This window comes from Auraticoccus monumenti, assembly GCF_900101785.1.
GTDB classification, from domain to species: Bacteria; Actinomycetota; Actinomycetes; order Propionibacteriales; family Propionibacteriaceae; genus Auraticoccus; species Auraticoccus monumenti.
The window spans coordinates 1,071,580-1,085,493 of the sequence record NZ_LT629688.1; the positions used below are offsets into that span (position 1 = coordinate 1,071,580).

At 73.6% G+C, this 13,914-nt stretch carries 14 protein-coding genes; 7 read left to right on the forward strand and 7 right to left on the reverse strand.

Annotated features, from left to right (window positions below):
- The first annotated feature begins 6 nt into the window (after positions 1–6).
- Positions 7–729 carry a DUF389 domain-containing protein gene (locus BLT52_RS04940; RefSeq protein ID WP_231946502.1) on the forward strand — a complete coding sequence of 241 codons (723 nt, stop codon included), beginning with the start codon at positions 7–9 and terminating at the stop codon, positions 727–729.
- 34 nt (positions 730–763) lie between these two features.
- Here the strand turns inward: BLT52_RS04940 and BLT52_RS04945 are convergent, their stop codons facing one another.
- Positions 764–1,030, reverse strand: coding sequence for a hypothetical protein (locus BLT52_RS04945; protein WP_090591206.1), 267 nt, complete (start codon positions 1,028–1,030; stop codon positions 764–766).
- 282 nt (positions 1,031–1,312) lie between these two features.
- Here BLT52_RS04945 and BLT52_RS04950 point away from each other — a divergent pair, with 282 nt between their 5' ends.
- Positions 1,313–1,678 (forward strand): AQJ64_40280 family protein, encoded by a 366-nt coding sequence (locus BLT52_RS04950; RefSeq protein ID WP_197679193.1) that lies wholly within the window; start codon positions 1,313–1,315, stop codon positions 1,676–1,678.
- A gap of 21 nt (positions 1,679–1,699) precedes the next feature.
- Here the strand turns inward: BLT52_RS04950 and BLT52_RS04955 are convergent, their stop codons facing one another.
- Together BLT52_RS04955 and BLT52_RS04960 are read right to left on the reverse strand one after the other, a co-directional pair.
- Positions 1,700–2,038, reverse strand: a complete 339-nt coding sequence (locus BLT52_RS04955) for a putative quinol monooxygenase (RefSeq protein WP_090591208.1) — start codon at positions 2,036–2,038, stop codon at positions 1,700–1,702.
- Between the two features lie 75 nt (positions 2,039–2,113).
- The gene (locus tag BLT52_RS04960; RefSeq protein ID WP_090591210.1) at positions 2,114–3,154 is read right to left on the reverse strand and encodes a medium chain dehydrogenase/reductase family protein; all 1,041 of its coding nucleotides are present in this window, start codon (positions 3,152–3,154) and stop codon (positions 2,114–2,116) included.
- A 123-nt stretch (positions 3,155–3,277) separates the two neighbouring features.
- On the opposite strand from BLT52_RS04960, the gene BLT52_RS04965 reads away from it, so the two are divergent.
- Positions 3,278–3,973 carry a TetR/AcrR family transcriptional regulator gene (locus tag BLT52_RS04965; protein WP_090591213.1) on the forward strand — a complete coding sequence of 232 codons (696 nt, stop codon included), beginning with the start codon at positions 3,278–3,280 and terminating at the stop codon, positions 3,971–3,973.
- 242 nt (positions 3,974–4,215) lie between these two features.
- On the opposite strand, the gene BLT52_RS04970 is transcribed toward BLT52_RS04965, so the two are convergent.
- Positions 4,216–4,797, reverse strand: coding sequence for a TetR/AcrR family transcriptional regulator (locus BLT52_RS04970; protein ID WP_090591214.1), 582 nt, complete (start codon positions 4,795–4,797; stop codon positions 4,216–4,218).
- A 127-nt stretch (positions 4,798–4,924) separates the two neighbouring features.
- Between BLT52_RS04970 and BLT52_RS04975 the strand changes: the two genes are divergently transcribed.
- Genes BLT52_RS04975 through BLT52_RS04985 form a run of 3 tightly spaced genes read left to right on the forward strand, consistent with a single transcriptional unit; the run spans position 4,925 to position 6,746 of the window.
- Positions 4,925–5,320 carry a nuclear transport factor 2 family protein gene (locus BLT52_RS04975; RefSeq protein WP_157676982.1) on the forward strand — a complete coding sequence of 132 codons (396 nt, stop codon included), beginning with the start codon at positions 4,925–4,927 and terminating at the stop codon, positions 5,318–5,320.
- Positions 5,317–5,826, forward strand: a complete 510-nt coding sequence (locus tag BLT52_RS04980; protein WP_090591218.1) for a cupin domain-containing protein — start codon at positions 5,317–5,319, stop codon at positions 5,824–5,826. The genes BLT52_RS04975 and BLT52_RS04980 overlap by 4 nt, the downstream gene beginning before the upstream one ends.
- Positions 5,814–6,746, forward strand: a complete 933-nt coding sequence (locus BLT52_RS04985; RefSeq protein WP_090596308.1) for an NADP-dependent oxidoreductase — start codon at positions 5,814–5,816, stop codon at positions 6,744–6,746. Before BLT52_RS04980 ends, BLT52_RS04985 begins: the two co-directional genes overlap by 13 nt.
- Positions 6,747–6,875: 129 nt before the next feature.
- Here the strand turns inward: BLT52_RS04985 and BLT52_RS04990 are convergent, their stop codons facing one another.
- Positions 6,876–7,814, reverse strand: coding sequence for an aminoglycoside phosphotransferase family protein (locus BLT52_RS04990; protein WP_157676983.1), 939 nt, complete (start codon positions 7,812–7,814; stop codon positions 6,876–6,878).
- A 364-nt stretch (positions 7,815–8,178) separates the two neighbouring features.
- Between BLT52_RS04990 and BLT52_RS04995 the strand changes: the two genes are divergently transcribed.
- Complete coding sequence (locus BLT52_RS04995) at positions 8,179–9,891, forward strand: IlvD/Edd family dehydratase (protein ID WP_090591222.1); 1,713 nt, start codon at positions 8,179–8,181, stop codon at positions 9,889–9,891.
- 646 nt (positions 9,892–10,537) lie between these two features.
- Here the strand turns inward: BLT52_RS04995 and BLT52_RS05000 are convergent.
- Together BLT52_RS05000 and BLT52_RS05005 are read right to left on the reverse strand one after the other, a co-directional pair.
- Positions 10,538–11,146: a class I SAM-dependent methyltransferase gene (locus BLT52_RS05000; RefSeq protein ID WP_090591225.1), complete on the reverse strand. Its 609-nt coding sequence runs from the start codon at positions 11,144–11,146 to the stop codon at positions 10,538–10,540.
- Between the two features lie 45 nt (positions 11,147–11,191).
- Complete coding sequence (locus BLT52_RS05005; RefSeq protein ID WP_231946503.1) at positions 11,192–13,747, reverse strand: DEAD/DEAH box helicase; 2,556 nt, start codon at positions 13,745–13,747, stop codon at positions 11,192–11,194.
- Positions 13,748–13,914 lie beyond the last annotated feature (167 nt).

A 13,914-nucleotide genomic window follows, 5' to 3' on the forward strand; every position in this document is an offset into this window, starting at 1 on the left:
GCCCGGGTGCCGGCGCGGTCCCGTCCGGCCGCTCGGGCGCTCCGCTCCGGCACCGGCCTGGACCCGCGGGCAGGGTCTGCACGACGACGGATCGGTCCTGCTGAGCGACGTGGTGGCGGCGCCGTCGCAGAACGCCCCTGGGCCTACTACGCCTTCCTGACCCTCGCCACGGCCATCGCCGCGGTGGCCGTGGTCACCGACTCCTCGATCCTGGTGGTCGGGGCGATGGTCGTCGGGCCCGAGTTCGGCCTGGTGGCGGCGCTCGCCGTCGGGCTGACCGCCCGCCGCCGCGGTCTCGTCGGTGGGGCGGCGGCGCTGCTGGTCAAGGGGTTCCTGTTCGCCATCGCCGCGACGGTCCTCCTCGCGCTGGTGGCCCGTGCGGCGGGCTGGAGCGACCTCGGCGACGTGACCGGTGCCCGCCCGCTGACCGGCTTCATCTGGCGCCCCGACAAGTGGTCGGCGGTGGTCGCCGTGCTCGCCGGCTGCGCGGGGGTGCTGTCCCAGACCGCCGGGCGCTCCAACGCCCTGGTCGGGGTGTTCATCTCCGTCACCACCGTCCCGGCGGCCGGCGACATCGCGCTCTCGCTGGCGCTGTGGGCCCCCGAGCACCCCCTCGGCGCCAGCTCCCAGCTGGGCATCAACCTGCTCGGCATGACGGTCGCCGGGGTGGTGACCCTGCTCGTCCAGCGCGCGTTCACCGGGATCCGCCACCGGCGGGCGCCGGTCTGAGGGCCGGTGCGGTCACGGGCGGGCCCCAGCCCCCTCAGGGGCGCAGCAGCACCGGGGTGTCGTCGTCGAGGACCTCCTCGATCCCCAGGTGGGCGAGGTCGGCCACGAACCGCGCCCGGGAGACGGGGGTGCCGTCGGTGGCCCTCAGGTAGGTGCCGTACACCTCCCCGGTGGAGGCCGAGCCGGTCCAGCTCTGGTCGGTGCGGAACCACTCCACCACCGAGCGGTCGGGGGCTGTCGACGTCGCCGCCGGCGGTGCGGTGAAGGTGTGGCGGCAGGAGGGGCAGGTGACGGTGCTCATGGCAGCAGCCTCCCGTGGCCGTGGCCCCCGGCACGTCTGGCGGTGGACCGACCGCGCTGGGCCCTGGCTGCTCCCGTGGACCGGTGCCACCCCTCCCGTGGCAGGACCCGCCGGTGGTCCCTGCGCCGCTACGCTGCCGGCCGGTGGGTGCCCGCCCGACGCGCTCGTGATCCCCTCCCGAGCACCGGAGCACCACCCCCCAGCGCCCGGCCCGGCACCGGGGTGCCAGGGGGACCGGCGACCCGGTCCGGACCGGTCCGGACCCAACACCCAGGAGGAGACGTGGACGTCGTCACGACGGTCTGGGTGGACGCCCGCCGCGAGCACCCCCGCGACGGGGACCTGGTCCTCGCCGCGATCACCGGCCGCTACCCCGCACGCCAGGGGGAGGCGCCGTCCTCGGAGCAGGACTTCTGGCTGGTGCTGCCGATGCACTTCCGGCAGGTGCACCCGGTCGAGGACTCCGAGGAGGTCCTCCACGAGGTCTACCGCGACGCCGACGGGGTGGTCCGCCGGCCGCTGGGCGCGGGGTCGGCGGAGGAGGTGACCCACTGGGCCGCGCTCCCGTCCCTGCCGGGGATCGACGCCAGCGAGCTCCTGGGCGCCTCGGTCGGTCCGGCGCTGACGGCGGCGACGGCCCGGGTCTGAGCAGACGCCGCTCCGGTCCGTCTAGCTCCCGGTCGGGGTGGGGTCGACGCGCATCTCGCCCATCTCCTCCCACCCCTCGCCCTCGACCTGCCGGCTGACGATCCGCGGGGTGGCGGCCAGGGCCTGGGGCAGCAGCGCCATGGCGTCCCGGAAGTGCTCGCTCTGCACGTGCGGGGCGGCGCCGTCGTCGGTGAACGCCTCGACGAGCACGAACTCGTGCGGGTCCTCCACGCTGCGGGACCACTCGAACCAGAGGTTCCCCGGCTCGGCCCGGGTGGCCCGGGTGAAGTCCTCCACGAGGCCGAGCCACCGGTCGGTCCACTCGGGCTTGGTCTGGAACTTGACCACGATCAGGTACATCGACTGCCTCTCTCCACGGGTACCGGACCCATGCTGCCGTACGCCCGGACGGCGGCGCCGGTCACCCGGCGGGTCTCAGGGCACCAGGACGACCTTGCCCACGACGGTGCGGGACTCGGCCAGCGCGAGCGCCGCGGCGGCCTCGGTCAGCGGCAGTCGGGCGGCCACCTGGGCGGTGAGCGTCCCGTCGGCCAGTAGGGCCAGGACCTGCCCGAGGTCCTCCCGGAGGCGGGCCCGGAACCGGTCGGCCTTCCGGCGGCCCGCCCACAGGTCGTAGAAGGTGGCCCGTCGGCGGTTGGGCAGCGCGTTCCACAGCAGCAGCCGCAGCACCAGCTTCAGCACCGGGACGCGGGCGCTGCCGGTCTGGTCCTTGGTGGAGGCCGTGCCGTAGGCGACCAGGACGCCACCCGGAGCCAGCAGCCGCCAGGAGTCGACGATGCCCGGCCCACCGACGTGGTCGAAGACGGCGTCCACCCCGCCGGGGGCGAGCTCGCGCACCCGGGCGGCCAGGTCGGGGGCGGCGTAGTCGACGTGCTCGGCCCCGAGTGCGCGGACGGCGTCGGCGTTGCGTGCCGAGGAGGTGCCGATCACCCGGACCCCGGCGTGGCGGGCCAGCTGCACCAGGACGGTGCCGACGCCGCCGTTCGCCCCGTGCACCAGGATCGTCTGCCCCGACCGGACCCTCGCCTGGCGGTGCAGCAGCTGCCAGGCGCTGATCCCGTTGACCACCAGGGTCTCCACCTCGACGGGGTCCAGGCCCTCGGGGACGTCGACCAGGTCGGCGGCGGTCAGCAGCACCGCGCTGGCCCACCCGCCGGTCTTGGTCAGCGCGGCCACCCGGCGCCCGACCAGCGCCGGGTCGACGCCCGGGCCGACCTCGGCGACGGTGCCGACCAGGTCGTAGCCGGGGACGAAGGGGAACGGGGGCTGGTCGTAGTAGCGGCCGAGACGCATCTGCTGCTCGGCGAAGCTGATCCCGGTGGCCTCGACGTCGACCAGCACCTGGCCGGTCGAGGGGGCTGGGAGGTCGCGCCTGCGCAGCTCGAGGCCGTCGGGCTCGACCCGGCCGGGGAGCAGCACCTCGGTGGCGGTGCGGGCGGTGGTCGGGTGGTTCATCGTGGTGTCCTCCTCGGACGTCGGGCAGCACGCCCGGAGTGATGGGTGAGAAGTTGTCGCGCAGTAAGAGGTTATAACCACGTTAGTGGCTTTGCAATCGTGACGTGCTGTAAGTTCACGGGCATGGTCCAGGTCGAGGTGACGCGACGCGAGCAGCTGCGGGTCCAGATGGTCAGCGACATCAAGCAGCACGCCCTGGCGCAGCTCGCCGAGGGGGGACCCGAGGCGCTGTCGCTCAACGCGATCGCCCGGGCGATGCGGGTGTCCGGCCCGGCGCTCTACCGCTACTTCGCCTCACGCGAGGACCTGCTGGGTGAGCTCGCCGCCGACGGCTACGACTCCCTCGGTGAGGCGCTGGAGGCCGCCGCCGACGGTGCGGACGTCCGCGACGACGGCGTCCGTGGGGCCCGGCTGCGCGCGGTCGCGGCCGCCTACCGGGGGTGGGTGCTGGCCCACCCGCACCTGTACCGGCTGATGTTCGCCAGCCGGTACGGCTCAGGCCTCGTCGCCCCCGACCGGGTGGTCCCGGCCTCGCGCCGCCCGATGATCCCGGTGCTCACCGCCGTGGCCGAGCTCGGCGGGCCGACGTCCGGGCGCTCGTTGCCGGACGCCCTGGTGGCTCAGCTCAAGGACTGGCAGTCCCGGTCCTGGTCGTCCACGGCGCCGCCGGAGACCGCGCTCCTGGCGGTGACCGCCTGGACCCGTCTGCACGGTCTGCTCGGGCTGGAGATCGAGGGTGTCTTCGTCTCGATGGGCGTGGACGCCGGCGCGCTGGTCGACGCGGAGATGGACCAGATCATCGCCTCCACCTCGGCCTGAGTCGGGCCGCAGGAGACACTGCGGTGGCGCTCCAGGTCGTGGGCGCTCCCGCCGGGAGGCAGCACGACTGAGGTCGCCCGGCTGCCGCACGGGAGGACGAGTCGGGCGAGACGGGACGGAGCGGGTCGTCACCCGACCGCAGCATCCCTCGAGCAGGCCGCCGCCACGGCCCGTGCGTCGTCGCCGCAGCGCTCCTGGTCAGCTGCCGCTCTCCCGTCGCAGGAGCGGCTCGAGGGACCCCGTCAGAGGTCGAGCACCTGCCGGAAGGCGGCGGCGGTCGACTCGACGAGCGCCTCGGGTCCGTCGCCGGACGCGCGCGCGGTCCAGTAGCAGGCCAGGGCGATCTGCGCGGCGAGGTTCCCGACGGGCGCCTCCCAGCCCTGGTCGACCAGCAGGTGGCCCAGGCGGCCGGCGACCATCTGCATCTTGGCCGCGCTCCGGGCGCGCAGCTCGACGTTCGAGTCGACCAGCTGCTCGTGCTGCCGGTAGTCCTCGGGATCGGCGGAGATGTGCGCGCACAGCCGCAGCACCAGGGGCTGCAGGGCGAGCAGACCGTCCCGGAGCGTTCGTCCACGCGATGCGACGTCGTCGAGGTTCTCCTCGGTGAGCGCGTCCAGCAGATCCTGCTCCCGCGCGAAGACGACCTCCTGCTTGTCACCGAAGTGGCGGAAGAACGTCGTGCGCCCCACCTCGGCCAGCTCCGCGATGTCGGACACCGAGACGCCGTCGAAGCCGCGCTCGGCGAAGAGCTTCGCAGCGGCCAGCACGATGCGCTGCCGAGCCGCCTTCTGCTTGCGCTCGACGAGTGGGAGGGCGGCATCCATGGGGCGGAGGTTATCGCATCGCGTCCGATCTGGACCCAGGTTCGCGAAGGGCTTGCGTTCCGAGTGGTACTGAGTACCATCGACCATGTCGGATCAACGGGAACCGACTCGACCGGAAGGACAGACCATGGACACCGAGGACCGATGGGCGATCACCGAGACGCTGAGCCGGGTGGGCCACGTCTTCGACGACGGCAGGCTGGACGAGATCGACACCGTCTTCACCGCCGACCTGGTGTACGACATGAGCGCGGTGGGGATGCCGGTGATCAACGGCATCGAGGCGGCACGGGAGCTGGCCGAGCAGCTGGGAGCCCACGGGCCCATCGCCCACTACGTGAGCAACGTGGTCATCGTCAGCGAGGACGGCGACGAGGTGGCGGTGGACTCCAAGGGCCTCATGCTCATGGCCGACCGGACCCTCAACGGCGTCGTGCACCACGACGTGCTGCGTCGGGATCCGGCCGGCTGGCGCATCGCACGACGGGTCATCGTCCCCCAGGGCACAGCGGTCCCGGCATGAGCGCCCCCACGGCCACCGCCACGCACGGCGAGTCGTTCCTGAGCGGCCGGGACACCGCACCGGCGTACTGGGCCTTCGGCGTCCTGTGGGTGATCCTCGTCGACTCCCAGCAGACCGGCGGGAAGTTCTCGGTCATGGAGCAGTGGATGCCAGCCGGGGACGGACCACCGGCGCACGTGCACCCGATCGACGAGTGGTTCGAGGTGCTGGAGGGCACGATCGTCTTCGACGTCGACGGGCGGGAGATCACCGCCGGAGCGGGCGACTCGGTGTGGATCCCCCGCGGCACCGTGCACACCTTCGCAGTCCGGACCGCGGCGCACGTCCTGAACGGATACACCCCCGGTGGTTTCGAGCAGGTCATCAAGGGCCTGGGCACGCCGGCACCGCGGCGGGAGCTGCCGCCGCCCGACCTCGGGTTCGATCCTCGCTCGGCGGCCCGTCTCATGGACAACTTCTGGTCGGCCAGCGCCGACACCGCGTGGGCTCGGTCGTGGACGCAGTGAGACGGATCGAGTACGACCGCTTCGGCGACCCGACCCGCCTGCGGTTGGCCGACTTCACCCCGCGAGCTCCGCGCCGGGGCGAGGTGCAGGTCCGGGTCGCCGCCGCGGCCGCCAACGCCATGGACTGGAAGATCCGTCGCGGTGACATGAGGTGGGCGACCGGGCGACGCCTCCCCCGTGGCGTCGGACAGGACCTGGCCGGCACCGTCCTCCAGATCGGCCCGGGGGTCGAGGAGCTCGCCGTGGGTGAGGCCGTGTTCGGCGCCGCAGGGATGGCCGCCGGCGCCTTCGCCGAGGTCGTCGTCGTCAAGACCGGGAACCTGGCCCGCAAACCCGACGGCCTGTCCTTCGAGCAGGCTGCCGCGCTGCCCGTCGTGGGCCTCACCGCACTCCAGGCCCTCGACCGGGGCGAGATCCACGCCGGCCGGCGGGTGTTCGTCAACGGGGCCCTCGGCGGGGTCGGACAGGCTGCCGTCCAGCTGGCCCGCGCACGCGGCGCCCTCGTCAGTGGCAGCGTCCGTGACGTGGGCTCTCCGGCCATCACCAGGACGGGGATGGAGACCGTCGTCGGGTTCGACGTGGATCCAGATGCGTTCGACCGGGAGTTCGACCTGGTCCTCGACACCGCGGGCACGTTGCCGCTGACGACGACGTTGCGGCTGCTCGCGCCCGGTGGCCGTGCCCTCGACATCGTCCCCACCCCGGCGAAGGTCCTGCACTCCCTCCGGCACCGGCAGTACCGGCTGCACATGGGGAGGCTGAACGAGCGGGACCTGCAGGTGCTCGCCCGTCACGTCACCAGCGGCGCACTCGACCTGGCCATCGCCCGCACGGTCACCCTCGAGGACGCGATCCCCGCCCTGTCCGAGCTGGAGCTGGAAGGTACGCCGAAGGGCGGCAAGCTCGTCATCGTGCCGTGACCTCCGCCCGGTGGCATCGTCCGCGGGAGCTGGCCCGGTGTCCGCTCGGAGTAGGTCGCCGGGTCCACGGCACTCCCGCCGGGAAGCCGTGCCGCGAGGCACTCACGCCCAAGCCGCAGAGTGGGGGTGTCAGCGACCGGTGAGCAGCGTCGCGGCGGAGTCGAGGAACCGGCGTCCCATCCGCTCCGCACCGAAGTCGAGCACGTGCAGCCCGGTGGAGACCCGCTCCAGGTAGGCCCACTCCCAGACGACCTGCGCGTCGAGCCGGCAGCGGTCGGCCAGCAGGGTGCACCAGCCCTCCAGGCGTTCGCGGGGACGCTCGCCCAGCCGACCGGTCCACTCCCGCAGCACCACGCCGAGGTCGTAGGCGGGGTCGGCGAGGAACCCGTCGGGGTCGACCAGCCGGTAGGCCAACCCGTCGTCGCCGGGCGCGGGCGCGGTGGACAGCGCGTTGGCCGGGTGCGGGTCGCCGTGAACCACCACGCAGCGGTCCGGGTCGTGGGCCGCCACCCGGCGGGCGGCGTACTCCAGCGCGAGGTCGAGCACAGCGGGCGGGGTCGGGTGGCCGAGCCGGGTGTCGGTGTCGAGGACCAGTCGGGTGAGGGTGCTCGCCTTGTCCTCACCGGGTCCCGGGGGCGTCAGGGCGCTCGCCGGGATCTCCCACACCAGGGTGAGTGCCGCGGCCAGGTGCTCGAGCTTCTCCTCCACCGGCAGCACCGCCGCCTCCAGCGAGGGGCCCAGCTCGTCCAGCAGCAGGGCGTTGCGGCCGGGGTCGTGGGCGCGCAGCCCGACCAGACCACGCCCGGCCGCCAGACCGAGCACGCGTGCCTCGTCGTCGAGGTCGTGGCCCGGCATGCCGATCTTCAGCACCCGGGGCCGGCCGTCGGCGTCGCGGGCCCGACCCACCCAGGAGGCGCTGCCGCCGGGCAGCCCGCGTCCCTCGACGTCCAGCCCCCACGCCTGCTCCAGCTCACCGACCAGCCGCGGCAGGTCGTCCAGCCACCGCTGCCCGTCCGGACCCATGGAGGCAGCCCGCGCCCGGGCGAGGGGCTGCAGACGGAGGGTCACGCCCGTCACGCTAGCCCAGGGCACAGGAACGAGGCGCCCCGTCGAGCGGGACGTCGCGAGGCCGCACCCCTGATGCTTCGGCACCGGAGGGGTTGGGCGGCCACGTCATCGGTACGAACGCCCACGGCGCGTCCCGGGTGGGTCCTTGCGTGCCCGCCCTGACCTGGCAGCTCCGGGCTCCGGCGCCGCCGCCCGCACCGCTGCCTGTCCTCCGGTCCCCACCGCCCGCACCCCCGAGCCGCTCCTCGCCGCCCGCGCGTCCCGCGCCGCTGATCGCCTCCCGGAACCCACCGCCCGCACCCGCCGACTCCGGTCGGGGAGACTGAGCGCCAGGGCGGCCCTCCCGCCCGAGGGGAGGAGCACCGTGGGACTGCGCAGCGCCGAGTGGTACGCCGGGGACGACCGCAACGCCTACATCCACCGGGCCTGGATGCGGCGCGGGCTCCCCGATGACGCCTTCACCGGACGTCCGCACGTGGCGATCGCCACCACCGCCTCCGACCTCACCCCCTGCAACTCCCACCTCGGCGAGGTGGCCCGCTCGGTGGCCAACGGGGTGTACGAGGCCGGCGGCATCCCGCTGGAGCTGCCGGTGGTCTCGCTGGGGGAGACCCTGGTCCGTCCCACGGCGATGCTGTGGCGCAACCTGGCCGCGATGGCCACCGAGGAGCTGCTCCGCGCCAACCCGGTGGACGCGGTGGTGCTGCTGGGGGGCTGCGACAAGACCATCCCCTCGCTGCTGATGGGTGCGGCCTCGGTCGACCTGCCGGCGGTCGTGGTGCCGGGTGGCCCGATGCTCACCGGGACGTTCCGGGGCGTCCCGCTGGGGTGCGGCACCGACGTCTGGCGGCTCAGCGAGGAGGTCCGCGGCGGCACCCTGTCCGAGCAGGACTTCCTGCGCTCGGAGTCGGCGATGATCCGCAGCCGCGGGCACTGCAACACGATGGGGACGGCCTCGACCATGTCGTTGCTGGCCGAGGCGCTGGGCATGGTGGTGCCCGGTCTGGCCGGGACGCCGGCGCCGGACAGCCGGCTGCTCGAGGGCGCCCACGGCACCGGGCGGCTGGCGGTCGGGCTGGTCGCGGCGGACCGCCGGCCGAGCACGGTCCTGACCCGCGCGTCCTTCCACAACGCGATCGTGGCGCTGGCCGCGATCGGCGGGTCCACCAACGCCGTGGTGCACCTGCTGGCCCTGGCCGGGCGCCTCGGCGTCGAGCTCACCCTGGACGACTTCGACCGGATCGGCGCCGACGTCCCGCTGCTGGTCAACCTGCAGCCGGCCGGGCGCCACCTGATGGAGGACCTGCACCGGGCCGGCGGGTTCCTGGCCGTCCTCCGCGAGGTCCGTGACCTGCTCGACCCCGACGCGCTGACCGTCACGGGACGGCCCCTGGTGGAGCACCTGGACGAGGCCCGGGTCTGGGACGCCGACGTCATCAGCCCCCGGGGCGAGCCGCTGCTCCCCGCCGCCGGGATCGCCGTGCTCCGCGGCAGCCTGGCTCCGGACGGGGCGATCGTCAAGCCCGCTGCCGCCTCGGCCCACCTGCTCCGGCACCGCGGCCGCGCGCTGGTGTTCGACAGCATCGAGGACTTCCACGCCCGGATCGACGACCCCGACCTCGACGTCGACGCCGACTCGGTCCTGGTGCTGCGCGGCTGCGGCCCGCGGGGCTACCCGGGGATGCCCGAGGTGGCCAACATGCCGCTGCCCACGAAGCTGCTGGAGCAGGGCGTCCGGGACATGGTGCGGATCTGCGACGGCCGGATGAGCGGCACCGCCTACGGAACCGTGGTGCTGCACGTGGCCCCCGAGGCCGCCGCCGGCGGGCCGCTCGGGTTGGTCCGCACCGGGGACTGGATCGTTCTCGACGTCCCCGCCCGACGCCTCGACCTCGACGTCGACCCCGCCGAGCTGGCGGCCCGCACCCCCGACGAGGCCACGGTGGCCGGCTACGCCCGCCCGACCCGCGGCTGGGAGCGGCTCTACGTGGACCACGTCCAGCAGGCCGACCGCGGCGCCGACCTCGACTTCCTGGTGGGATCCAGCGGCTCGGCCGTCAGCCGCGAGTCCCACTGACCCGTGCCACGTCGGCGGTGCGACTGCGCACCGACCGCCATCGAGGCGGCGGCCCGGCGACAGGCAGCCCACCACTCTGCGCGCCCCTTCTCGCACTCTGCCCCGTCTACGGGCACTTCGCCCCGTCTACAGGCGGGGCAGAGTGCCCGCAGGTGGGGCAAGGTCGCAGGGCGGCGCTGAGCTCCCGCACTGAGGGTTCACCAGAGCTCGCCCGGCCCTTCGCCCCCGGGGCACGCTCGAGTCCCCGCGCCGGTGCCCCTTCCTGCACCTTGCCCCGCCTACGAGTACTTCGCCCCTTGTGTAGAAGGGGCTAAGTGCCCGTAGGAGGGGCGAAGTGGCCGTAGGAGGGGCGAAGTGGCCGTAGGAGGGGCGAAGTTGGCCGTAAGTGGCGCGAAGTGCTCCGTAGGAGGGGCGATGTGCCGGTAAGTGGGGCGATGTGCCGGTAAGTGGGGCGATGTGCCGGTAAGTGGGGCGAAGTGCCCGGTAAGTGGGGCGAAGTGCCCCTAGGTGGGGCCAGGTGCCCCTGGGTGGGGCGGGGCCGAGGGAGACGACCGGCCGGTGTCACCCGGCCGCGAGCGGGTGTCGACGTGCAGCACCACACCGCGGGGGCACGGTCGGGAGCCCGGGCGCACCGTGCGCGACCTCGTCAGCCGGGAGGGGTGCGGGCCCACACCGCGTACAGCGGGTCCCCGGGGGCGCCGCAGTCGCGGGCCATCGGGGTGTCGAAGGCGCCGCTGGCGCGGAAGTACTCGCCGACGATCGCGACCCGGGTGGCGTCGTCGGAGCCGAGCCAGCCGCGCACCGCCTTGGTCGGGAAGCAGCGGTTGGAGAAGGTGCACGCGAACACCCCACCGGGCACCAGCACCCGTCCCACCTCGGCGAACACCGCGACCGGGTCGGTCAGGTAGTCGACCGAGACGGTGCAGACGCAGGCGTCGAACGTCGCGTCGGGGAACGGGAGCAGCGGGTCGGCGTTCAGGTCGTGCCGGACGGCCTCGTGCGCCATCTCGTTGGCCGCGAGCTCGTCCTGGTTCATCCCCAGCACGGTGAGGTGCTCCGGGCGCTGCGGCAGGTGCGACACCCACGACGACATCAGGTCCAGCACCCGTCCGGTGGTGCCGACCTCGCCGTAGAACGCCGACGCGGCGGCGATCGCCCCCTCGTCGATGTGCTGGACGAAGCGGGGTGGCAGGTAGAACTCGCGGTCGTCGACCGGGTCGGCACGGTCGAAGAAGCCGTCAGGGAAGTGGCTCATCGTGCCGGCAGTCTGCCACCGTGCGCCGCGGCGACGACCGGGCGGTCAGTCCAGGCGGCGGAGTCCGGTGGCGATGACGATCGCGGCACCGGCGGCGTCGCTGGCGGCCAGGTCGACGCGGGCCTCGAGACCCCAGTCGTGGTTGCCGTCGGGGTCGAGCACCACCTGACGCAGCCGCCACTCGGTGGGCGTCTTCTCGATCTGGAGGTGACGCGGGCTGCGGGCCTCGGCGTCGATCCCCATCGTCTCGTGCTCGTCGTAGTAGTCGTCCAGCGCCTCGCCCCAGGCCTGCACGTCCAGCTCGACCGGCGTCGCGGGCTCGGTCAGCTGGGCCACCCGGGTGTCGACGGCGGCCAGGCCCTCGGCGTCGTCGCGGGAGGCCAGCTCGAGCCGGGCCCACATCGCGTTGCGGACCAGCACCGTGAAGGCGCGGACGTTGGTGGTGATCGGCCGCGGCTGGTCGTTGGTCGTGCCGGGGCGGACCAGCACCTCCGGGTCGGGGTCGACCAGGTTCTCCCACTCGTCCAGCAGGCTGGAGTCGGTCTGGCGGATCACCTCGCCGAGCCACTCCAGCAGGTCCTCCAGCTCCGGCGTCCGGCGGTGCTCGGGGACGGTGTGGCGCAGCGTCCGCCAGGCGTCGCTGAGGTAGCGCAGCAGCAGGCCCTCGGAGCGGGACAGCCCGTACTCGCTGACCAGCTCCCCGAAGGTCAGTGCCCGCTCCCACATCTCCCGGACCACCGACTTGGGGCTGAGGGCGTCCGGGCTGATCCACGGGTGGCTCTGCCGGTAGGCCTCGAGGGTCACCTCGAGCAGGTCGGCCAGCGGCTTGGGCCAGGTCACCTGCTCCAGGAGCTCCATCCGCTCCTCGTACTCGATGCCGTCGGCCTTCATCCCGGCCACCGCCACCCCGCGGGCCCGGTGCTGCTGGGCCAGCAGCACCTGCCGCGGGTCCTCCAGGATGGCCTCGACCACCGAGACGACGTCGCGGGCGTACTCCTCCGACTCCGGGTCCAGGGTCTCCAGCACGGCCAGGGCGTACGGGGCCAGCGGGTGGTTCACCGCGAAGTCGCGCTGCAGGTCCACGGTGAGGGCGTGGCGACGGCCGTCCTCGCGCACCTCGGTCAGCCGCTCGACCACCCCCGACGTGATCAGCTCCCGGGCCAGCACCAGGGCGTGGCGGCGGAGCCGTCGTCGTCCGGCCGCGTCCTGGTGGTTGTCGGTGATCAGCTTCGTCGCGTGCGTCATCGGGTTGCCGCGCCGGGCCAGCAGGTTGATCAGCACCGAGTGCGACATCTTCAGCCGCGGCTGCAGCGGCTCCGGCTCGCTCTCGATCAACCGGGTGAAGGTCTCCTCGGTCCAGCCGATGAACCCGTCGGGGGCCTTCTTGCGCTGCACCTTGCGCTGCTTCTTGACGTCGTCGCCGGCCTTGGCCACCGCGCGGGCGTTCTCCACCACGTGCTCCGGGGCCTGGGCGACGACCCAGCCGCGGGTGTCGAACCCGGCCCGACCGGCGCGTCCGGCGATCTGGTGGAACTCCCGCGCCTTCAGCATCCGCATCCGGGTGCCGTCGAACTTGGTCAGCCCGGTCAGCAGCACCGTGCGGATCGGCACGTTGATCCCGACGCCGAGGGTGTCGGTGCCGCAGATGATCTTGAGCAGACCGTCCTGGGCCAGCTGCTCGACCAGCCGGCGGTACTTGGGCAGCATCCCGGCGTGGTGGACGCCGATGCCGTGTCGGACCAGCCGCGACAGCGTCCGGCCGAACCCGGCGGCGAAGCGGAAGCCGCCGATCCGCTCGGCGATGGCGTCCCGCTCGGCCCGGCTGGAGACGTTCAGCGCGACCAGTCCCTGGGCCCGCTCCAGCGCGGCGGCCTGGGTGAAGTGCACGACGTACACCGGGGCCTTCTCGGCCTCGACCAGCTCCAGGATCTTCTCGTGGATCGGGATGTCGCCGGACCACTCGAAGTCCAGCGGCACCGGGCGCTCGGTGCCGGTGATCACCGCGGTCGGACGTCCGGTGCGTGCGGTCAGGTCGTCGGCGAAGAAGGAGACGTCGCCCAGGGTGGCCGACATCAGCACGAACTGGGCCTGCGGCAGCTCCAGCAGCGGCACCTGCCAGGCCCAGCCGCGGTCGGGCTCGGAGTAGTAGTGGAACTCGTCCATCACCACGCAGCCCACGTCGGCCTCGGCCCCCTCGCGGAGGGCGATGTTGGCCAGGATCTCGGCGGTGCAGCAGATGATCGGGGCGTCGGCGTTGACCGAGGCGTCACCGGTCACCATCCCGACGTTGTCGGCGCCGAACACCGCGATCAGGTCGAAGAACTTCTCGCTGACCAGGGCCTTGATCGGGGCGGTGTAGAAGCTGACCCGGTCCTCGGCCAGCGCGGTGAAGTGCGCGGCCAGGGCGATCATCGACTTCCCCGACCCGGTCGGGGTGGACACGATCGCGTTCGCCCCGGAGGCGATCTCGATCAGCGCCTCCTCCTGGTGCGGGTAGAGCGGGCGCCCGGTCGTCCCGGCCCACCCGGTGAAGGCGCCGTACAGGCTGTCGGGGTCCACCACCTCCGGCAGGGCGGCGATCAGCGGTGGGGTGACAGGCACCCGGTCAGTCTCCCACCCCACGGCGAACCGGCCCGACGCCAGTCGGTGGTCCCCGGCCACCCTGCGGCCCCGTGACGCCCGCCAGCCCGCGGCCCGGTGACGCCGACCGGCGCCGGCCTCGGCCTCCTCCCGTGGACCACCCCGGCGTGGCCCGGCGTGCTGCGGGG